The sequence below is a fragment of the Variovorax sp. F042 genome, from assembly GCF_057814215.1.
In genome coordinates, this window is record NZ_JBVASX010000005.1 from 348,837 (window position 1) to 368,875 (window position 20,039).

19 protein-coding genes are annotated in these 20,039 nt (G+C 67.2%); 10 read left to right on the top strand and 9 right to left on the bottom strand.

Annotated elements, in window-relative coordinates:
- The first annotated feature begins 5 nt into the window (after positions 1 to 5).
- Complete coding sequence (locus tag ACZYSP_RS19360) at positions 6 to 821, top strand: phosphatase PAP2 family protein (protein ID WP_489015951.1); 816 nt, start codon at positions 6 to 8, stop codon at positions 819 to 821.
- A 69-nt stretch (positions 822 to 890) separates the two neighbouring features.
- Here the strand turns inward: ACZYSP_RS19360 and ACZYSP_RS19365 are convergent, their stop codons facing one another.
- The gene (locus ACZYSP_RS19365) at positions 891 to 1,961 is read right to left on the bottom strand and encodes an asparaginase (RefSeq protein ID WP_093059858.1); all 1,071 of its coding nucleotides are present in this window, start codon (positions 1,959 to 1,961) and stop codon (positions 891 to 893) included.
- A 177-nt stretch (positions 1,962 to 2,138) separates the two neighbouring features.
- On the opposite strand from ACZYSP_RS19365, the gene ACZYSP_RS19370 reads away from it, so the two are divergent.
- Both ACZYSP_RS19370 and ACZYSP_RS19375 read left to right on the top strand, forming a co-directional pair.
- Positions 2,139 to 2,816, top strand: coding sequence for a TetR/AcrR family transcriptional regulator (locus ACZYSP_RS19370; RefSeq protein ID WP_176929073.1), 678 nt, complete (start codon positions 2,139 to 2,141; stop codon positions 2,814 to 2,816).
- Between the two features lie 155 nt (positions 2,817 to 2,971).
- Positions 2,972 to 4,582, top strand: a complete 1,611-nt coding sequence (locus ACZYSP_RS19375; protein ID WP_489015954.1) for a carboxypeptidase regulatory-like domain-containing protein — start codon at positions 2,972 to 2,974, stop codon at positions 4,580 to 4,582.
- Between the two features lie 26 nt (positions 4,583 to 4,608).
- Here the strand turns inward: ACZYSP_RS19375 and ACZYSP_RS19380 are convergent, their stop codons facing one another.
- The 6 genes from ACZYSP_RS19380 to ACZYSP_RS19405 form a co-directional block, all read right to left on the bottom strand.
- Positions 4,609 to 4,923 (bottom strand): hypothetical protein, encoded by a 315-nt coding sequence (locus ACZYSP_RS19380; RefSeq protein ID WP_093078316.1) that lies wholly within the window; start codon positions 4,921 to 4,923, stop codon positions 4,609 to 4,611.
- Between the two features lie 153 nt (positions 4,924 to 5,076).
- Positions 5,077 to 5,550 carry a hypothetical protein gene (locus tag ACZYSP_RS19385; RefSeq protein WP_426390551.1) on the bottom strand — a complete coding sequence of 158 codons (474 nt, stop codon included), beginning with the start codon at positions 5,548 to 5,550 and terminating at the stop codon, positions 5,077 to 5,079.
- Positions 5,551 to 5,713: 163 nt separating this feature from the next.
- Positions 5,714 to 6,733 (bottom strand): Csu type fimbrial protein, encoded by a 1,020-nt coding sequence (locus tag ACZYSP_RS19390; RefSeq protein ID WP_354338736.1) that lies wholly within the window; start codon positions 6,731 to 6,733, stop codon positions 5,714 to 5,716.
- Positions 6,730 to 9,141, bottom strand: a complete 2,412-nt coding sequence (locus ACZYSP_RS19395) for a fimbria/pilus outer membrane usher protein (RefSeq protein WP_489015957.1) — start codon at positions 9,139 to 9,141, stop codon at positions 6,730 to 6,732. Before ACZYSP_RS19395 ends, ACZYSP_RS19390 begins: the two co-directional genes overlap by 4 nt.
- The gene (locus ACZYSP_RS19400) at positions 9,092 to 9,820 is read right to left on the bottom strand and encodes a fimbrial biogenesis chaperone (protein WP_489015959.1); all 729 of its coding nucleotides are present in this window, start codon (positions 9,818 to 9,820) and stop codon (positions 9,092 to 9,094) included. The genes ACZYSP_RS19395 and ACZYSP_RS19400 overlap by 50 nt, the downstream gene beginning before the upstream one ends.
- 19 nt (positions 9,821 to 9,839) lie before the next feature.
- Positions 9,840 to 10,346, bottom strand: coding sequence for a Csu type fimbrial protein (locus tag ACZYSP_RS19405; RefSeq protein WP_093059846.1), 507 nt, complete (start codon positions 10,344 to 10,346; stop codon positions 9,840 to 9,842).
- Positions 10,347 to 10,674: 328 nt separating this feature from the next.
- Here ACZYSP_RS19405 and ACZYSP_RS19410 point away from each other — a divergent pair, with 328 nt between their 5' ends.
- The 7 genes from ACZYSP_RS19410 (at position 10,675) to ACZYSP_RS19440 (ending at position 17,540) form a co-directional block, all read left to right on the top strand.
- Complete coding sequence (locus ACZYSP_RS19410) at positions 10,675 to 11,262, top strand: NAD(P)H-dependent oxidoreductase (protein WP_489015961.1); 588 nt, start codon at positions 10,675 to 10,677, stop codon at positions 11,260 to 11,262.
- The gene (locus tag ACZYSP_RS19415) at positions 11,259 to 12,533 is read left to right on the top strand and encodes an amidohydrolase family protein (protein ID WP_489015963.1); all 1,275 of its coding nucleotides are present in this window, start codon (positions 11,259 to 11,261) and stop codon (positions 12,531 to 12,533) included. Before ACZYSP_RS19410 ends, ACZYSP_RS19415 begins: the two co-directional genes overlap by 4 nt.
- A 24-nt stretch (positions 12,534 to 12,557) precedes the next feature.
- Positions 12,558 to 13,421 (top strand): creatininase family protein, encoded by an 864-nt coding sequence (locus ACZYSP_RS19420; RefSeq protein ID WP_093059840.1) that lies wholly within the window; start codon positions 12,558 to 12,560, stop codon positions 13,419 to 13,421.
- An 87-nt stretch (positions 13,422 to 13,508) separates the two neighbouring features.
- Positions 13,509 to 14,492 (top strand): ABC transporter substrate-binding protein, encoded by a 984-nt coding sequence (locus ACZYSP_RS19425; RefSeq protein WP_093059838.1) that lies wholly within the window; start codon positions 13,509 to 13,511, stop codon positions 14,490 to 14,492.
- A 16-nt stretch (positions 14,493 to 14,508) separates the two neighbouring features.
- On the top strand, positions 14,509 to 15,339 hold the full coding sequence (locus ACZYSP_RS19430; protein WP_093059836.1) for an ABC transporter ATP-binding protein: 831 nt from the start codon (positions 14,509 to 14,511) through the stop codon (positions 15,337 to 15,339).
- On the top strand, positions 15,336 to 16,148 hold the full coding sequence (locus tag ACZYSP_RS19435; protein ID WP_177142370.1) for an ABC transporter permease: 813 nt from the start codon (positions 15,336 to 15,338) through the stop codon (positions 16,146 to 16,148). The genes ACZYSP_RS19430 and ACZYSP_RS19435 overlap by 4 nt, the downstream gene beginning before the upstream one ends.
- Positions 16,149 to 16,157: 9 nt before the next feature.
- Complete coding sequence (locus ACZYSP_RS19440; RefSeq protein WP_489015967.1) at positions 16,158 to 17,540, top strand: FAD-binding oxidoreductase; 1,383 nt, start codon at positions 16,158 to 16,160, stop codon at positions 17,538 to 17,540.
- A gap of 3 nt (positions 17,541 to 17,543) precedes the next feature.
- Here ACZYSP_RS19440 and lnt read toward each other — a convergent pair whose 3' ends face one another.
- Both lnt and ACZYSP_RS19450 read right to left on the bottom strand, forming a co-directional pair.
- Positions 17,544 to 19,109 carry an apolipoprotein N-acyltransferase gene (lnt, locus tag ACZYSP_RS19445; RefSeq protein WP_489015969.1) on the bottom strand — a complete coding sequence of 522 codons (1,566 nt, stop codon included), beginning with the start codon at positions 19,107 to 19,109 and terminating at the stop codon, positions 17,544 to 17,546.
- Complete coding sequence (locus tag ACZYSP_RS19450; RefSeq protein ID WP_007836122.1) at positions 19,109 to 19,987, bottom strand: CorC family transporter; 879 nt, start codon at positions 19,985 to 19,987, stop codon at positions 19,109 to 19,111. The genes lnt and ACZYSP_RS19450 overlap by 1 nt, the downstream gene beginning before the upstream one ends.
- Positions 19,988 to 20,039: the final 52 nt, after the last annotated feature.

Below are 20,039 nucleotides of genomic sequence, written 5' to 3' on the forward strand. Positions count from 1 at the left end.
CGCCCATGCCCGTTGAAGATGCCGCATTGATCGCCCTGGGAGAGCGCCTCGGCGCCCAGGCCTGGCCCGGATTCCTGATTCTTCTCGTCGCGCTGACTGCGGCCGCCGGCCTCGCAGCCTGGGGCTTCGAGCACCTGCGGCGCCGGCATGCGGCGCAGCCCGAGCCGGGCGCCGGCCTGCTGTTCGGCGGACTGGCCATCGGTGCTGCGTCGGTGGTCGCGCTGGCCTGGCTGTTCGCCGAAGTGGCGGAAGGCCTCGGCGACGGTCGGCCCATGGGCCTGCTGGACGAGACGATCAGCCGTGCCGTGGGCGCGCACACGCCGCCGGTCGTGAGGGAGGCGTTCTCATGGCTCACCCACATGGCCGACCCGATCGTCGCAGTGCTGCTGTGCGCCGGCGTGGCGGTGGCGCTGTGGCTTCGCGGGCACCGCGGTTTCGCGGCTGGCTGGGTCGCAGCCATCGCCGGCAACGGGGTGCTGAACCACGTGCTCAAGCTCATCTTCGAGCGCGCCCGGCCGGTGCACGACTTCGGCTTCGCGCAGGTGTCGGGCTATTCCTTTCCGAGCGGCCACAGCTCGGGCTCGATGGTGCTCTACGGCATGCTGGGCTACTTGGGGCTGCGCATGCTGCCGCCGCGCTGGCGGGTGCCGTCGGTGATGGCAGCAACGGCGGTGGTCGTCACCGTGGCCTGCAGCCGCATCTTCGTGCGGGCGCACTTTCCTAGCGACGTGCTCGCGGGACTGTGCTCGGGCGGTGCCTGGCTGGCGATCTGCATCGCGAGCATCGAGTACGCACGGCACCATCGCGGCACACGCACATGAAAAAGGCCGCAGCGGCTTGCACCGCTGCGGCCCGATCCGGGAAGGGTGCCGAATGCACCCGAGGGGAGATCAGTACTCCCAGAAGATGCGCTGCAGTTCCTTGGTGTTGTTGGTCTTGGTCAGGGCAACCATGGCCAGGATGCGCGCCTTCTGCGGGCGCAGGTCGTGCGCAACCACCCAGTCGTACTTGTCGTCGGGCTGCTCGGCGTTGCGAATGACGAAGCCGTCGGGCACGCGCGCGCTGCGAATCACGATCACGCCGTCGGAGCGCGCCTTCTGCAGGTTCGGAACGATGCGGTCGGCCACCGAGCCATTGCCCGTGCCTCCGTGGATCAGCGCCTTGGCGCCGCTCTTGGCGATGGCGTCGATGGCCACCGACGACACGCCCTCGTAGCCCATCGCGATCTCGACCGGCGGCAGCGCGGTGATGCTGTCGATGTCGAATTCCGAGTTCATGGTGTGGCGCTTGACCGGTGCGCGGAACCAGTAGTTCTTGCCCTCGACGATCATGCCCAGCGGGCCCCACTGGCTGGAGAACGCATTGGTCTTGATGTTGACGTTCTTGCTCACGTCGCGGCCGCTGTCGATGTTGTCGTTCATCGTTACCAGCACGCCCTTGCCCATCGCGTCCTTGCTGCCCGCCACGTTCACGGCGTCGTACAGGTTGAGCGCGCCGTCGGCCGACAGCGCAGTGCCCGGACGCATCGAGCCGACCACGACGATCGGCTTGTTGGTGTGCACGGTCAGGGTCAGGAAGTAGGCGGTTTCTTCAAGCGTGTCGGTGCCGTGGGTGATGACGATGCCGTCCACGTCCGCTTGCTTCGACAGTGCCGATACGCGCTTGGCCAGCGTCAGCAGGTTGTCGTTGGTCAGGCTTTCCGATGCGACCTGGAACACCTGTTCGCCGCGCACGTTGGCCACCTTGGAGAGCTCCGGCAGGCCTGCGATCAGCTTCTCGACGCCGACCTTGGCGGCCGCGTACGTGGCGCTGTTGACGGCCGAGGCACCGGCCCCGGCGATGGTGCCGCCAGTGGCGAGGATCACCACGTTGGGCAGTGCCTGCTGCGCCTGCGCGAGCGCGCTGGCAGCCAGCAAAGCGGCGCCGGCCGCGAAGGCACGGAAACGGGGAGAGAGGTACATGGAGAACTCCTGTGTTGAGGTGGAATTTTTCGGGGCGGCGAGGAAGATACATGAACCGTGCCCGCATGCCCTGCCTGCCCATGCCGGCATGGCATGCGGTCATGCACGAGGGCCGGGACGGCCCGGACAAGGGCGAGGTATTACCATCGACCGCGCGCCCTGCCGCCCACCGCCATCATGAACGCCGATCCCGCCGCCCTCCCCGTCTCGACCGCCCAGGAAATGCCCGCCCCCGACGGCCCGCTGTCGCGCGCGCGGCCCGGGCGCGAACGCATCATGGCGGCGATCCGCACCGCGGCGGTCGCCGAGTTCAGCCTGCACGGCCTGAAGGGCACCTCGACCCAGGCCATCGCGGCGCGCGCGGGCCTCACCAAGCCCCAGCTTCATTACTACATCGCCGGCAAGGAAGAGCTCTACGAAGAGCTGCTGATGCAGGTGCTGCATGCGTGGAAGGTGGTGTTCTCGTTCGAGGACGCGAACGACCCTGCCACGGTGCTCGGCGACTACATCCGCAAGAAGCTCGACCACGCCATCGACAGCCCCGAGATGTCGCGCATCTTCACGCGCGAGATCCTCGACGGCGGCCGCAACCTCGACCGCTATTGGCCCAACGCACGGGCCTGGACGCAGAAGAAGGTGGACATCATCAACGGCTGGATCGCGCGCGGGCTGATGCGCCCGCTCGACGCGCGCATCCTGCTGATGCACATCTGGGCCATGACCCAGAGCTATGCCGACTACGCGATCCAGACGCGCGTGATGCTCGGCCTGCCGCCCGACGCGCCCATCGATCGCGAACCGATCGCGCGCGAGCTCGTAGCCTTCGTGCTCAACGGCTGCGGCATCAAGGCCTGAGCAAGCGGCCCTGTCTGGGCCAATCCTTTCTTCTTACTCCCGCGACGCGGTGACTTTCGGCACTGGCGACGCCGCGCCTGCGCGCCTACCTTCGCACGCTCGCTGCCCGGGTTGTCCGGTTGCGGCGAATCACGAACACAAAGGAGAGAGGGATCATGAAAACGAGGATGTTTTTTGCCGCGCTTGCGGCAGCAGTGGCACTGGTGGCCTGCGGCGGAAGCGACGGAGGCGCGGGCTTCGTCACCCTGCCCCCACCCGACCAGAACGCACCGCCGCCGCCGCCACCGCCTCCACCACCGCCGCAGCAGACCAACGCGAAGGTCAGCGGCCGCGTGACGAATGCACTCGACGGCCAGGGCGTCGCGCAGGTCACGGTCGCGGCCGCCGGCGTCTCCGCCGTCACAGGCGACGACGGCAGCTATTCGCTCGCCGAGATTCCGCCGAATGCGTCGGTGCTGCTGAGCTTCTCGAAGGCCGGCATGGTGCCGCAGAGCCGAGCCACGGCCGCGCTGAGCGGCTCGGGCGCATCGACGGTCGTCAACGTGCCGATGCTGCCCGTGGCGGTGACCGAGACCTTCGACGGGCAATCGGCGCACGACGTTGTCGTTCCGGGCTCGACCGCGATGGTCCGCCTGAGCGCCAACTCGCTTCGCCGCCCCGACGGCAGCGCGCCTAGCGGACTGGTGACCGCACGGGTGACGCCCATCGCGCCGGCCAGCGACGTCAACGTGATGCCCGGCAACTACCTCGCCGCCACGGACGGCGGCAGCGCGCCGATGGAGAGCTTCGGCGCGCTCGACGCCAGCTTCACGGATGCCGACGGCACGCCGCTGAACCTGGCCGCGGGCACCAGCGCGACGGTGCGCATCGCCCCGTCCTCGCGCGCCGGCACGCTGCCGCCGTCGGTGCCGCTGTTCTTCTACAACACGGCCACGGGGCTGTGGGTGCAGGAAGGCTCGGCCACGCTGCAAGGCACCGCGCCCAACCAGTACTACGAAGGCACGGTGACGCACTTCACCACCTGGAACGCGGACCAGATCTACAACACCGTGCGAATCAATGGCTGCGTGCAGGATGCGACGGGTGCGCGAGTCGCAGGCGCACTGGTGGCTTCCGAAGGCAAGTCGTACACCGGCCAGGCAACTGCGCTGACCAATGCGAACGGCGAGTTCTCGGTGGCCGTGAAGCGCACCAGTTCGGCCTTCGTGGTCGCCACCACCGCCAGCGAGATCTCCAATGCGCCGACGGTGAACGTCGCGGACGAGGACGTGCCGCTGGGCAGTTGCCTCGAACTCACGCGCTCCGCGCTGTCGATCAAGCTGACCTGGGGCGAGCGCCCGCGCGACCTCGACTCGCACACGCTGGGCGCCAACGCCGACGAACACGTTTACTACAGCGACAAGGGCAGCCTCGCGGCCGCGCCTTTCATCGCGCTCGACGTGGACGACGTCGACAGCTTCGGACCCGAAGTGACGACCTTCGCCAAGCTGGCCAAAAACCGCACCTACCGCTTCTACATCCGCAACTTCTCCGGCACCTTCGATCCGGGACAGACCGGCTCTCCTGCGCGGGTCGAGGTGAGCAACCGGGGTGCGCAGACGGTGTTTTCGCCGCCCGCCGGTGAAAGCAGCAGCACGGACTACTGGCATGTCTTCGACGTGCGTACGGATGAAGCCTGCAATGCGTCGATCGTTCCAGTGCAGCAGTTCCTGGCCGATCCGCCGGTGTCGCTCGATACGAGCGGCAACGCGCAGTATTGCAACTGACGTGACGGCGCGAGCACGCGCCCGTCCTACAGCCCGTGCACGACCCAGGTGTCGCCCGGCGCTGTAGGCACGCGCAGCGTGTTCTCGCCGACGCGCGCAAAGCGGTACTCGTGCCCGCCGAGCACGATCGACTTCATGTTGGTCCAGACGCGGTAGTCATACCCCTCGGCGGTCGGCGTGACTTGCAGCACGCGGAACACCGGCAGCACGACTACTGTGATGCGCACCCGCGCCGTCGCGGAATTGCTGCCGAAGCCGCTCTCCGCCACGCACAGCATCGGCGCGAGCAGCAACGACGCGGCCAGCGCACAGCGCGCCGATTGAAGCCAATTTCCCGTCATAAGGCCCGATCCGTCCGAAGAACATGAGCTTCGGGCGCTGCATCGGCGCCCGACCTCCGGATATCGGCGGAAACGGGAAGAAGTGCAGGGCTCAGGCGGCTTTTTTCTCAGCAGTCCTTCCGGACCCGGAAGGCAACATCCAGGGCAAGCCCCCTAGTAAGTCACCGTCACCCGCGTCGCGTTGCTGCCGTCGCCGGCCGGAGCGGCTGCGGCCTGCGGCGCAGCGCCGCCCGTGGTCGCCGCCATCGCACCGATCGCGCCGCGCCAAGCGGAGCCGAGGCTGTCGCGGCCATCGGCATCGGTGCCAGCCACCATGAACGTCGTTTCTCCGACCTTGTCGAACCGGTACTCGCGCCCCTTGATGAGCACCGACTTCATGTTGGTCCAGACACGGTATTCATGCCCTCCCTTCACGGGCGTGACCTCCAGCACCTTGAAAGTCGGGAGAACGACTATCGTCAGGTCGAAGCGGCCCGTGGCGCTGTTCATGCCGCGCGTCGGCTCCGCGGAACTGAGCTGCAGCGGCAGTGGCAGCAAGAGCAGCAGCACGCCGACGGCGGCCAGCGGTGGCACCGTTCGCGGTGATTGCAGCGCAGCCGCCCTTGCAAAGCGCCTGTTTCCGGACATGGGAACTCCTCCTCGCAACCTGGATGGGAGGCATCGCATCGATGCCCAACCCTGTTTATCGGCAGAGTCTCGGGAAAATGAAGGCAGTCCGGGCGCTATTCTTCGCGCATTGCCTGCAATTTGCCAGCAGGCTTTTCCGTGTCGGCAAAGCCGCCGGTGCAGCTCAGTAGGTCACGCCGACCGTCACGACGTCAAGGTAGCTGTCCGGCCGCACGTTGACGCTGGCGCCCAGAACGCGGCCATACAAGGTCAGCGCCTGGACCTGGCCGGTGCCCGTGCCCGCGACGGTGTTGGTTCCCGTGACGCCGCCCCAGGGACTCGTGCGGGCGGCATTGCTGTAGAGCCGGTAGGCCACCGTGTCGGTGTTGCCGGGCACGCCTCCGGTCGGCGTCATCGCCCCTGCACCGGTGGTCGCGTTGTTGGATGGCGTCAGCGCGACCGTGTAGGCCGTGGGCGTCGTGCAGGTGACGTTGATGGTGCTGATCTGGTCGATGTTGGCCCCGCCCGGGAGGCCCGCGACGGAGCCGAAGTTCAGCGGATCGGCCGTGACCAGGCAGCTCTTGGCGATGGTCGCGCTGACGATGAAGGCGAACTGGTCCGCCACCGCCGTGCCGCATGTCGTCGGCGGGGCGTTCGTGCTCGACGTCAGCGTGATCGAGGTATGGATTCCGGCGAAGTTGTCCTGGTACGCGCCCGGAGGCACGGTGGTCTGCAGGGCAATCAGCTCCCCTCGCATCGTGGTGCTTCCCGAGGAGGTGGTGGACCGGGCAGGAATGGCGATGTTGATGGTGTACGGGTTCGGCACCGCGGCGTTGCCGCTCGAGCCCCAGATCGTGCTGGTCGTCCCCTGGTAGAGCTGGAACTTCAAGGAGTCGCCCGCGCCGCTCTTCATGACGCGCGGATTGAAGTTCGTGAGACCTTCGTTGCCATCGCCGATGTTGAAGCAGACCCTCGCGTACTCGGTAGTGTTGGTGTTGCCGGTCTTGGTGCAGGTGTAGCTCAGCGTGGCGGTGGCGGGCGTGGGCGTGCCGCCGGCGACCAGGTCGACCGTGCCGAAAGCCACGGCCGTCATCGTCGCGGTGCAATTGATTGACGCCTGCGCGCTGCCCGCCGACAGCAGCCACAGCAGTGCGCAGAACAGAGGCAGGCGCAGGGCGCGCAAAGTACTGGTCAGAAGACTCATGGCGTCTTGGCCTCCCTGGCGCAGCGCAGCGGCCCGATCTGCGGGATTGCCACGCCGTCCTTGCGATAGTCGAAGCTGGTCCGGCAGGCGCCGCCGGGCGTCTGCACATCGAGCGTGTTGTGGGCCTGGAGCGATTCGAGATACACCGCGCCATCGAAGCCGACCAGCGCCGGCTCGCCATCCTGCCCATTGGCGCGCACGCGGCTGCCCAGCGGCAGGGGCTTGCCCGCCTCGTCCACCAGCAGCAGCGCGGCCGCGCTGACCGGCGTGATGCCGAATCGCACCATCGTGCCGGAGCGGTCGCTCGGCGTGGCGACCGTTTTCACGCGCTCGATCTTCACGTCGGCGGGCAACTGCATCGGATCGATCGACAGCTGGTTGCTCTGGTAGGACCGCAGCGGCGCCACCAGCAGCATGCCCTTGTCGTCCGTGGTGCCGATGTCCCGGTTCTCCAGCCTCACGGGCACGCCGGCAATGCCGTCGGTGGAGACCACCGCAAAGGCATCGTCGATGCGCCGGGCCGCGAAGGGCTGGCCGCCCATGAACGCGATCGAACCGGTGGCGCCGGCATAGGCGTAACGGTTGTCGCCGAGCACGCTGATGCCGGCCATGGCGCGGCCGTAGCGGCCCAGGTAGTCGATCTCGGCCTGTCCGCCGTTCTGGCCGCCGCCCTGGCGCAGGCCGGCGCGCCAGCCGATGCCGCCGTCGCCCGGCATGGAGCTCTGCGCATCGGCGGTGTAGACGGTCTGGCCGCGGTCGCGCTGGATGCCGGCGCTGGCCGTGACCTTGCCGTCCAGCGCCCAGGTAAAGCCGACGAAAAGGCTGCGTTCCCGGCGGTTGTCCAGGTTCTGGTTGAGGCTCACGTTCATCGAGGCACTGGATCCGATCGCCCTGAACCAATAGACACTGGCCAAGCGCGTCGCCTCCTGCGCCGGATAGCGCAGATAGAGGTAGCTGAGGCCGAAGCTGCCGAAGTCCTTGGTGGTGTAGCCGATCGACGCCCGGCCCGAACCGCTCGGCGGCGCGCTGCCGTACAGGGATGCGACGTCGCGGTACTCGCCGCGCGTGCGCGTGCCCTCGACCGCGAAATTGAACTGGTTGTCGCGCCAGCTGTAGCCCATGCTGAGCAGCGAGCCCCCCTCCCCGCGATAGCTGCTGCGCGCCACGGCGCCAGTGAACACGCCGCTCTGCCCGAGCAGCCATGCGCCGCCGACGCCGCCCTTGACCAGCCCCCTGGTGGCCTCGCCGTGCGCCTCCAGCGTGAAGCTGTTGCTCACGCCGTAGCGCCAGACGCCGGTAGCGGCGGGGTCGCTGCCGTAGTCGTTCGAGCGCAGGCCGTAGTTCTTGCGCACCACGCCGAGATCGACGGACCAGTCGGACAGGCCCTCCCCCAGCAGCCGCTGCGTGTCGTACAGCGAGAAATCGAGTGTCGTGGCACGGCCGAAGGCGTCGGTGAGAACCACCTGGGCGTTGCCCGCGCCGTTGATGCTCGGAACCGTGTTGAGCTGGAAGGGCCCCGCCGGGACCTGGCCGGTGTATTGGCGCAGGCCGTTGATGTAGAGCTCCACCTGCGAAGGCAGCGTGGCCGACCCCAGGAACGCCGGCAGCGGGGTGGTGGTGCGATAGGGTTGCAGCGAAAAATTGCGCGAAAGCTGGATGCCGCCGATCCGGGTGGAGCGCGACCACGGCAACGATGCGGTGGTGGTGTCGCCCACGCGCAGCGTCAGCATGTCTTCGGGGAACGACTGGCTCCAGGTGGTGTCGAGCCGGACCGAATCGTGCTGCCAGCCTTCGCTGTCGACGCGGGTCGCGCGCGACATCATCGTGCTGCTGAACACGCTGGTTCCGCTGAACGCGCGCACTTCGGCGAGCGCGTTGAGGCTGGAGTTGTTGCCCCGGCCCTGCGTGCCATAGAGGTCGTAGTTGAGCAGCAGGCCGGGCGAGGCGCTGGCCTTCGGCGAGACGACCGTCGACGTGTTGACCACGGTCCTGGGCAGGCGCAGCACGTCGTCGGGGGCGTTGATCGAAAGGGTCTGCCTTGCGGTGTCGTACGACACCTGCACCCCGGGAAGGCTCTTGAGCCGCACGGGATCGGACGCGCCCGCCGGCAAGATGAAGCCCAGTTGCCGCAGCGTGGTGGCACTGGCCCAGAGCTCCTGGCCGCGCAGGCCGAAATGCACCAGCCCCTGCGGGTTGCCGTTAAGGCTCAGCTCCAGATAGAGGTCGCTGCCGGTCGGGCCGGTAAGGTCACTTTCCGCGGCGGACGCGACCAGCCATGAGCTCGGGCCGGCTGCGGCGCCCTCGGCCTGAGCAGCAAACGGCATCAGACCGGGCAGCAGCAGCAGTGGCAACAGGCGCTCAGCGGACGCGTTGAAGCGGCGGGATTTTTTCCTGCGTCGCGTTGCCATTGATCTTCGTTTCCAGGACGCCGCCTGAAGCAAAGGCCTCCGCGGGTGTCTTCAAGGGCCAGCGCATGCTCGCGCCCGGCAGCACGTAGCCCATCAGGCCGCCGTGTACCGCGGTGCGCTTGCCGGCGAAATCGACAAAATCCAGATCGGCAAGCTGGGCGTGCATCCCGCCGCCGTTGGCGACTTCGAGCACCGCCTGGCTGCCTTCGCGGCGCAGCGACCAACTGAGCTGGGGCGCGGCCGGCTGCGCGCCGGCGGCTGCGATGAAGATGGGCACCGAATAGCGCAGCACGAGCTGCAGGCCCTTCTTTTCCTTCATCTCGACGGGCAGCTCATCGATGATGACCCGGTACGAGTTCTCGACCGCGCCGGCGGGAACCCCGGTGCGGATGACGCGGATCAGCTGCCGCTCGGACGGGGCCAGCTGCACCATCGGCGGGCTCACGAGGAGTTCGCGCGAGGGTGTCAGCTTTTCGCCACCATTCTCCTGCGACCACTGATAGACCCGCACCTGGGCGTGCACCACGTCGTCCCCGGTATTGCTGAGCCAGAGACCATCGGCGTTCTGCGTGGCCTGAAGCGTCAGCGTGACCGGAGAAACCTGCAGCCCGCTCGCCGAAGCGACCGCGTGAGCCAGGGCAAACGCGAGGGCAAAGGTGTAGCGAAGCAAGCGGTGCACGGGCAATCCAGGCAATCGATCAGTAGTTGACCTGGACGGTCACGGTGTCGAGGTAGGCGCCAGGCGTCACGTTGACGCTCGCGACCGTGGCCCACACGGGGATCGACTGAGCCGCGCCGGTGCCGGTGCCGGCCACGCCATTGCCGACCGCGACGGGCGTGGCGGTGTTGCCCCAGATCGGACCGGTGGCGCTCACCGAGCGCAGTTGGTAGGCGATGGTGTCAGGGCCCGCCACGACGGGGCTCATCACGCCGGCGCCGGTGGTGTTGTTGTTCGAGGGCAGCAGGCCGATGTTGTAGGGCGTCGACTTGGAGCAGGTCACGCTGATGTTGTTGCTGGCGGACAGGGCGGTGGCGGTGGAAGCGACCGAGCCGAAATCGATGTTCGATGCCGCACCTGCCGTGACCGAACAGGCCTTGGTCACGGTGATGAGGACCTGGAACGTGGAGGTGGCTGTTGCGGCTACCGCCGCGCTGGTGGCCATGGCGGCAAGGACGGCTGCAACGATGAGGGAAGGTTTTTTCATGAGGAATGCCTACAGGTGTAAGTAAGACGGAACTCTTGGTGAATCGAACGGAAAATGAAGTCCAAAGTTCACAACCTTGGAAGTGTGAATTTTAGTTAACAATTAGAAGAAAGGGTGTGTGAGTGTTACGTAAAGAGCGGCACCCTCGCTCTTCTCGTTGTGTTTTTGCAGACTTCCGTGACTTTTGTTACGAAATTCAGCCGAGCCCGGAGGCGGTCTTTAGACCTAACGTCGCCTGATCGCCACGTAGAACCAAACCGGTGCACCCGCACTGGCACGTCGCTTGCATAACCTGACCACTTGCTCTGATTAAGCGGTCAAACACACCATGCGCGTGCTCGTCGTCTACTGCCATCCGGTCGAAACCAGCTTCCACGCCGCCCTGCACCAGGAGGTGCTGAAGAACCTGCGCGCCGCCGGGCACGAGGTGGACGACTGCGACCTTTACGCCGAGGGCTTCAACCCGGTGCTGTCGCGAGAGGAGCGGCTGGGCTACCACGACGTGCCGGCCAACCAGCTGCCGCTGAAGCCCTATGTGGAGCGGCTGCAGTGGGCCGAGGGCATCGTTTTCTGCTTTCCGACCTGGTGCTTCGGCCTGCCGGCGATGCTCAAGGGCTACTTCGACCGGCTCTTCATGCCGGGCGTGGCCTTCGACATCAGCGACCCGGCGAACGTGAAGCCGATGCTCACGCACATCAAGCGCATCAGCGCCGTCGTTACCTACGGCCGGCCGCGCTGGATGGCGATGTACATGGGCGATCCGCCGCGCAAGATCGTCACGCGATACATGAAGCGGCTGACCGGGCAGCGCGCGAAGGTGGACTACCACGCCCACTACCACATGAACATCGCGACCGAGCCCCAGCTCAAGCGCTTCATGGCGCGCGTGGGGCAAGCCATGGCGCGTTTCGCATGAGCGCGCCCTCGCTCCTCGACAACGTGCGGCTGCCGCGCTGGCTGCTGCCCACGGACTGGCCGGAGCGCGACGGCGTGCCCGAACTGGCGCGCATCGCGATCGAAGCCGGCCGCGTGCAATCGGTGCAGCCCGCCACGTCCGCAGCGCCGTCGTCACCGTCAGCCTGGAACCTTGCCGGCACACTGGCCCTGCCCGGCTTCGTCGACGCCCACACCCACCTCGACAAGGCTTTCACCCTGCCGCGCATGAAACAGGTGCAGCCCGGCCTGCTCGGCGCCATCGACGCGATGCTGAGCGACCGCGTGCACTGGACGCCCGACGACGTGCGCGAGCGCGCCGCGCGCGGGCTGCAGTGGGCATGGGAGTGCGGCACCACGCACGTGCGCACGCACGTCGACTGGTGGGAGCCCGACTCGGTGGCGATGGCCTGGCCCGTGATGGCCGAACTGGCGCAGGAATGGGCCGGCAGGGTGCGGCTCGAACAGGTGAGCCTCATCAAGCTGCCGCTGTTCGAAGACGCGGCGCAGGCGATGCGCCTCGCAAAGCAGGTGAAGGCCACGGGGCCGCATGCGCTGCTCGGCGGCTTCGTTCACTCCACCAACTGGAGCGAGAACGCGCTGCGCAACCTGCTGGTGTCGGCGCAGGCCTGCGATCTCGACATCGACCTGCATGTCGACGAAGAACTCAACGCCTCGGCGCTCGGCCTGCAGACCACGGCGCGCATCCTGCGCGAGATCGGCTACGAAGGCCGCGTGGTCTGCGGACACATCTGCGCTCTCGCTGCCCAGCCCGAGGCGCAGGCCTTCGCCACGCTCGATGCGGTGGCGCGTGCGCCGATCACGGTCGTCTCGCTGCCCGCCACCAATCTGCTGCTGCAGGACGCCGTCACCGGCCGCACGCCACGCCAGCGCGGCATCACGCTGGTGAAGGAAGCCCGCGAGCGCGGCATTCCGCTGCTGTTTGCCAGCGACAACGTGCAAGACCCCTTCTGCCGGCTCGGCAGCTTCGACCCTGTCGAAGCGCTGGGCACGGCCGCGCTGGTGGCACAGCTCGACGAGCCCTTCGACACCTGGTCGCAGGCGCTGTGCCGCAGCGACTGGCTGCAGCGCGCACCAGCGCCCGCCACGCCCACGCTGGTGGGCCGCGCCGCCGACCTGGTGCTGTTCACGCAGGCCGACCGCCATGGCTGGCCTTCGCGCACCGCCACCCGCGTGGTGCTGCGCGATGGCCGCGTGACGCACGGCGACGCAACGCCCTTCCTTCCCCGGTAACGAACGAACGCACAAGGATTCCCCATGCTCCACGGCTACATCCCGCCCCACCGCTTCCTGCCCTATCTGAGCTGGACCGAAATCGCCGCGCTGCCCGACCGCGAGAACACCGTCATCGTGCTGCCCTGCGGTGCCATCGAGCAGCACGGGCCGCACCTGCCGTGCTCGGTCGACAGCGTGATCTGCTCGGGCGTGATGGGCAAGGCACTGGAGAAGCTGCCCGCCGAGGTGCGCGCCTTCGCGCTGCCGACCATCACGTATGGCAAGTCGGAAGAGCACCTGCACTTCCCCGGCACCATGACGCTCACAGGCACCACGCTGCTGTCGACGGTGATCGAGATCGGCGAGTCGGTGTACCGCTCGGGCTTTCGCAAGCTGCTGTTCGCCAATGGCCACGGCGGCCAGCCACAGGTGCTGGAAATGGCAGCGCGCGAACTGCGCCTGCGTCACGGCGACTTCGTGATCGTGCCGCATGGCGTGTCGCGCCTGCCGAGTGCGGCGAGCAAACAGGTGAGCGAGCAGGAGAAGAAGCTCGCAATGCACGCCGGCCATTCAGAAACCGCACTGATGCTCGCGCTCGCACCCGACACGGTGCACATGGAGCGCGCGGTCGCCAACTTTCCGCCGCCCTTCCCGATCAAGCTGCTGTCGGCCGACGGCCGCCCGGCCTGCGCATGGACCGCGCGCGACTTCGGCCCCAGCGGCGTGATCGGCGACCCGACCACCGCCACGCGCGAACAGGGCGAAGCCATTCTCGACACGCTCTCCGACAGCTGGGTGCAGGCGCTGACCGAGCTGTACGCGCTGCGCTGGGTCGTGCGCGAAGAAGCCACCTGGGAGCGCGGCCATCAGCAGGGCTTCATCCAGCAGAGCTTCCAACCGGCCTGAGGTGGGCCTGAGCCCGCTTCTTGCAACGGCCCCTTCGCTTTCTCGCTTCTTCTTCCTTCAACTCCCTGCCCTCTAGAGGTTTCCACCATGCGCTCCTTCGCACTGTCCCTGGCCGGCGCCGCCGCCATCGCCTTCCTCGCCGCCGCGCCCGCGCAGGCCGAGGACAAGTTCACCTACATGACCAACTGGTACGCGCAGGCCGAGCACGGCGGCTTCTACCAGGCAGTGGCGCAGGGCATCTACAAGAAGTACGGCCTCGACGTGACCATCAAGATGGGCGGCCCTCAGGTCAACATCACGCAGATGATGGCCGCCGGCCAAGCCGACTGCATCATGGGTTCGAGCGACATCCAGATGATGCAGGTGCGCGAAGGCGGCGTGCCGGTGGTCAACGTGGCGGCCTTCTTCCAGAAAGATCCGCAGGTGCTGATCGCCCACGACGACGTGAAGAAATTCGAAGACCTGAAGGGCAAGACGCTGCTGATCGGCGCGCAGGCGCAGCGCGGCTATTGGCCCTGGCTGAAGGCCAAGTTCGGCTTCACCGACGAACAGACGCGGCCCTACACCTTCAACATCCAGCCCTTCGTGGCGGACAAGAACACCGCGCAGCAGGGCTACCTGACCTCCGAGCCCTACGCCATCCAGAAGGCAGGCGTGAAGAGCACGGTGCTGATGTTCAGCGACCACGGCTTCCCCGCGTACGCGACCACCGTGTCGTGCATGGATAAAACGGTGAAGGAGCGCAGCAAGCAGGTCGCCGCGTTCGTGAAGGCCTCGGCCGAGGGCTGGAAGAGCTACCTCGCCGACCCGGCGCCCGCCAACGCGCTCATCAAGAAAGACAACCCCAACATGACGGACGACCAGTTGGCCTACAGCGTGGCCAAGCTCAAGGAGATGGGCATGGTCACCGGCGGAGACGCGGCCAAGCTCGGCATCGGCGTGATGACGGATGCGCGCTCCAAGGCGAGCTACGACTTCCTCGTGACTGCGAAGCTGCTCGACCCGGCCAAGGTCGAACTGGCGAAGACCTACACGACCGAGTTCGTGAAAGACGCCAAGGTCCTGCCCTGACGAGCCTCAGCCTTTCATGAATCGCATCGAACCTCACACCCTCGCGCCGCCAACGGCGCCTGCCATGCCCGCGGTGGAAGTGCTCTCGGCCGAGAAGACGTATCCCAACGGCACGCAGGCGCTGCTGCCGGTGGACCTGTCGATCGCCGAGGGCGAATTCGTCACGCTGCTGGGCCCCTCGGGCTGCGGCAAGAGCACGCTGCTGAAGATGGTGGCGGGCATGCTCGAACCCAGCGACGGCCGGCTGCTGGTGTGGCGCAGGCCCGTGGCGCAGCTTCACGATTGCCCGCACAAGCTGTCGTTCGTGTTCCAGTCGCCCACGCTGATGCCGTGGGCCAGCGTGCGGACCAACGTGCGCCTGCCGCTTGACCTGGCCGGCGTGCCGCGCAAGGAGGCCGATGCGCGGGTGATGGAATCGCTCGCGCTGGTGGGACTCGAGAAGTTTGCCGATGCGCTGCCGCGTGCGCTCTCGGGCGGCATGCAGATGCGCGTGTCGATTGCGCGCGGCCTCGTCACGCAGCCCGACCTGCTGTTGATGGACGAGCCCTTCGGTGCACTCGACGAAATCACGCGCCACAAGCTCGATGCCGACCTGCTGGAGCTGTGGCGCAAGAAGAAGCTCACGGTGATCTTCGTGACGCACTCGATTCACGAGGCGGTGTTTTTGTCGAGCCGCGTGGTGATGATGGCCGCGCGGCCGGGCCGCGTGGTGGAAGAGTTCCGCATCGACGAACCCTATCCGCGCAGCGCCGACTTCATGGTGACGCCCGAGTTCGCGCGCTACGCCAAGCGGCTGCAGGACAGCCTGCTGCGCGCCAGCAGCGCCGACGAGGAGACCGCGCGATGACGAAAGTGAAAGCCACGCCCCTGCTGAACCAGCCGCGCGTGCAACGCGTGCTTTACCCGGTGCTGATCGGCGTGGTGCTGGTCGCGCTGTGGCAATGGATGGTGGTGGCGATGGAGCTGCCGCCCTACCTCGTGCCCTCGCCCTACCTGATGATGCAGACGCTGGTGACCGATTGGGCGCCGCTGGGCAATGCGCTGCTGGTCACACTGAAGATCACGGTGCTGTCGTTCCTGCTGGCCACGGTGGCGGGCGTGCTGATCTCGTTCCTGTTCGTGCAGAGCAAGCGCATCGAGACTGCGCTCTTTCCGTACGCGGTGCTGCTGCAGGTGACGCCCATCGTGGCGGTGGCGCCGCTGATCATCATCTGGGTGAAGAACCCGGTGGCCGCCATGACGGTGTGCGCGGCGCTGGTGGCGCTGTTCCCGATCATCAGCAACACCACGCTCGGCCTGCGCAGCATCGACCCCGATTTGCAGAGCTACTTCAAGCTGAACCGCGCGACGCGCTGGCAGCAGCTGGTACGGCTGCGCATTCCAAGCGCGCTGCCGTACTTCTTCGGCGGGCTGCGCATTTCAAGCGGCCTTGCGCTGATCGGCGCGGTGGTGGCGGAGTTCGTGGCCGGCACAGGTGGCTCGGGCGCGGGGCTCGCGTACCAGATTTTGCAGGCGGGCTTCCAGCTGAACATTCCGCGCATGTTCGCGGCCCTGCTGCTCATTTCTCTGACCGGTGTCGCGCTCTTCGTACTGATGGCCTGGCTGACCAAGCTGGCGCTGGGCTCGTGGCATGCGAGCGAACTTTCCCAGGATTGAACCTTGACCATGAATGCTCCCACCCTCACGCTCGACAGCGCCATCGAGCAGTTGCTGCTCGAACTGCCCGATCTCGACTGGATCACCGATGAAAGCCGCGTCACGCGGCTGTCGCAAGACTTCTCCTGGTTCAGCCCCGTCCTCACGCGCCAGCTGAAAGACAAGCGCGCCGACGTGGTCGTGCGCCCGCGCACCGAGGAAGAGATTCGCGCGGTGGTCGGTGCCTGTGCGCGCCGCTGCGTGCCGATCACCATCCGCGGAAGCGGCACCGGCAATTACGGCCAGACCACGCCGCTGGCCGGCGGCGTGGTACTCGACATGACGGGCTACAACACCTGCCTGTGGGTGCGGCCCGGCGTGGCGCGGGCGCAGGCCGGCATCCGCCTGGGCGAACTGGAAAAGCAGACGAAGCCCACGGGGCAGGAGATGCGCTGCGTGCCCTCGACCTACCGAAGCGCGACGCTGGGTGGCCTTTTCGGCGGCGGCTTCGGCGGCGTGGGCTCGATCAACTATGGGCCGCTGGGCGCGCCGGGCAATGTGCTCGGCATTCGCGCGATGACCATCGAGGCCGAGCCTCAAGTGGTTGAACTGCGCGGCGCCGAGGCGATGCGCATGCACCACCTGTGGGGCACCAACGGCCTCGTGCTGGAGCTGGAGATCGCACTGGCGCCCGCGCATCCATGGCTCGAAACGCTGGTGACTTTCGACGACTTCGAGAACGCGCTGAACTTCGCGGACAAGCTCGCGCACGCGCCGGGCATCATCAAGCGCGGCATCTCCTTCTTCGCAGCGCCGATCTCCGACCACCTCGCGCAGCTGGCCGCGCACCTGCCAAAGGGCTGCCACACGGTGCTGTCGCTGGTGGCCGAGTCGAGCGAGCCCGCGATGATGCTGTTGGTAGAAGCGCACGGCGGCACCGTGAGCTACCGCAAGACGGCCGACGAGGTGCAGAAGAGCAACCGCACGCTGATGGAGTTCACCTGGAACCACACGACGCTGCACGCGCTGAAGGTCGACCCGACGCTGACCTACCTGCAGAGCGGATTCATTCCCGGCAAGCATGTCGAACAGGTCATCGAGATGGAGAAGCTGCTAGGCGGCGAGGTGATGATGCACATCGAGTTCCTGCGCAACGTGGCGGGGCTCATGACCTGCAGCGGGCTGCAGCTGGTGCGCTTCAGCACTGAAGAGCGGTTGAACGAGATCATCGATATCCACCGCGCGCATCAGGTGCACATCAACAACCCGCACGTGAACATCGTGGAAGACGGCAAGGCCGGCGGGCCGTTGCCGCCCGAGGTCATCGCGGTGAAGAAGCGCTTCGACCCGATGGGCCTGCTGAACCCGGGCAAGCTGCGCGACTGGCCGGTGAAGGCTGCGCCCGCCGCCTGAGATTCAGCGCCGGCGGTGGCCTTGCACGAAGGCTGCTGCCACGATGGCCATCGCCAATATCCACAGCGGCCAGAGGCCGAATGGCGCCACCCAGCGCGCATAGGGCGTGAGGCCCCGACGGCCCTCGACGCTGGCTTCGAGCACGCCGCGCGTGAGGCGCGGCAGTTCGTGCGTCACTCGGCCTTCGGCATCGATCACGACCGTGGCGCCGGTGTTGGTGGAGCGCACCATCGGCCGCGCGAACTCGAGTGCACGCATGCGCGAGATCGACAGGTGCTCATCGATGGCGACCGAGTCGCCGAACCACGCGATGTTGCTCACGTTGAGCAGGATGGTGGGCGCCGTGGCCTCGTCGCGGAAGTTCGCGCCGATCTCATCGCCGAACAAGTCTTCGTAGCAGATGTTCGGCGCAATGCGCTGGCCCTGCCAGACGAAAGGCGCCTGCGCGAGCCCGCCGCGTTCGAAGTCGCCGAGCGGGATGTTCATCATCTGGATGAACCAGCGGAAGCCCAGCGGAATGAACTCGCCGAAAGGCACAAGGTGGTGCTTGCTGTACGTGTAGGGCTGCACAGCGCCGGGCTGGAAGCCAAGCACCGAGTTGCTGTAGCTGCCTTGCCCGCCCATCGGCAGGCCGACGATGGCGGCCTGCGTGCCCTGGCTGTAGCGCGCCTGGATCGCATCGAGGTAACCGGCCGGCAACTGCTGCGGCAGCAATGGCAAGGCGGTTTCGGGCGTCACGACGAGCGAGGCCTTCGCATCGCGCAGCTGTTCGCCGTACCAGCGCAGCGCGGTCTCGATGCCGCCGCCGGGAATGAATTTTTCGTCCTGCGGGATATTGCCTTGCAGGAGCGCGACCTGGAGCTTGCCGGTCGAACCCTTGGCGCCCTGAACGTCACCATTCAGTTGTGGCACTAAGTGCGGCACCGCGAACACCAGCGCGATCAGCACCAGCCCCTGCGCAAGCTCCAGGCCGCGAACGGGTCGATGCAGCGCGACCAGCGCAACGACCAGCGCAGCCGCGGCACCGATGCCGTAGACACCGACCCACGGCGCGAGCGCGGCCAGCGGACCTTCGACATGCGCATAGCCGCCAGCGCCCCACGGAAAGCCCGTGAACCAGCTGCCGCGCACAAGCTCGGCCAACGTCCACAGCGCAGCGAAGACGAGCGCGCCCGTTACCCGCCCCTTCGGACCGCGCACCACGAACCAGGCAGCAGCCACGGCGTAGTACAGCCCGAGCGCTGCGGCCAGTGCCAGCACGGCGATGGCCGCGAGCGGCGCGGGCAGCCCGCCGTAGGTGTGCATCGAAATGAAGAGCCACCAGAAGCTGCCGGTGAGCCAGGCGGTGGAGAACAGCCAGCCATGCAGGCCGGCCCGACGCCAGCCCGCGCCCTGCGCCCGCAGGCCGTCGAGCAGCCACACGAACGCACCGAGCGACAGCAGCTGCAGCCACCACAGCGGCTTGCCGCCCACGGGCGAAGCCATCGAAAGCGCCTGCGCGAGCCCGGCGACACCGAAGCCGAGCAGGCGGAACAGGTTGGCGGAAGAGGAAGCCGGCGCGCCGCGCATCAGTCGGCCGCGTCGCCGCCGCGGGCCGGGGACACCTTGAACCAGCGCACCGCGCCGCCCTTGGTGTGCAGCACCACGAAGTCGAAGCCGCCGATCGCATGGTGCTCGCCGCGCTTGGGCACGTGGCCCATCTCGTGCGCGATCAGGCCGCCGATGGTGTCGAAGTCTTCGCTGAGCTGTTCTTCGTCGAAGACGATGCCGAAGGCCTCGGCCACGCGCTCGATGGGCGTGTCGCCCGAAACACGGTAGGTGTGGTCGGCAAGGCCGAAGATGTCGCCCTCGTCTTCCGCAATGTCGAACTCGTCCTCGATCTCGCCGACGATCTGCTCGAGCACGTCCTCGATGGTGATGAGCCCGGCCACGCGGCCGAACTCGTCGATGACGATGGCCAGGTGGTTGCGGTTGCCGCGGAACTCGCGCAGCAGGTCGTTCAGGCCCTTGCTCTCGGGCACGAAGGTGGCCGGGCGCAGCAGCGCGCGGATGTTCAGGCCCGGCGCGCGCTGCAGCTTGAGCAGGTCTTTCGCGAGCAGGATGCCGATGATGTTTTCTTTTTCGCCCTCGTACACCGGGAAGCGCGAGTGCGCGGTGTCGATGATGAGGTGCAGCAGTGCATCGAACGGCGCGTCGATGTTCACCAGGTCCATGCGCGGCGCGGCGACCATCACGTCGCCGGCGGTCATGTCGGCCATGCGCAGCACGCCTTCGAGCATCACGCGCGACTCTGCACCGATCACCTCGTTGTCCTCGGCGTCCGCCAGGGTTTCGATCAGCTCGTCGCGCGAGTCGGGACCGGGGTGGATGAATTCGGCGAGCTTCTGGAGAAAGCCGCGCTTGTCTTCCCGTTCAACGGGAGCGCGTTCAGGGTGAGGGTCGGCCACTGCGGGAGGGCTTAGTTGAGGAGGGACAAGGATACCGGATTGCGTGTGACAC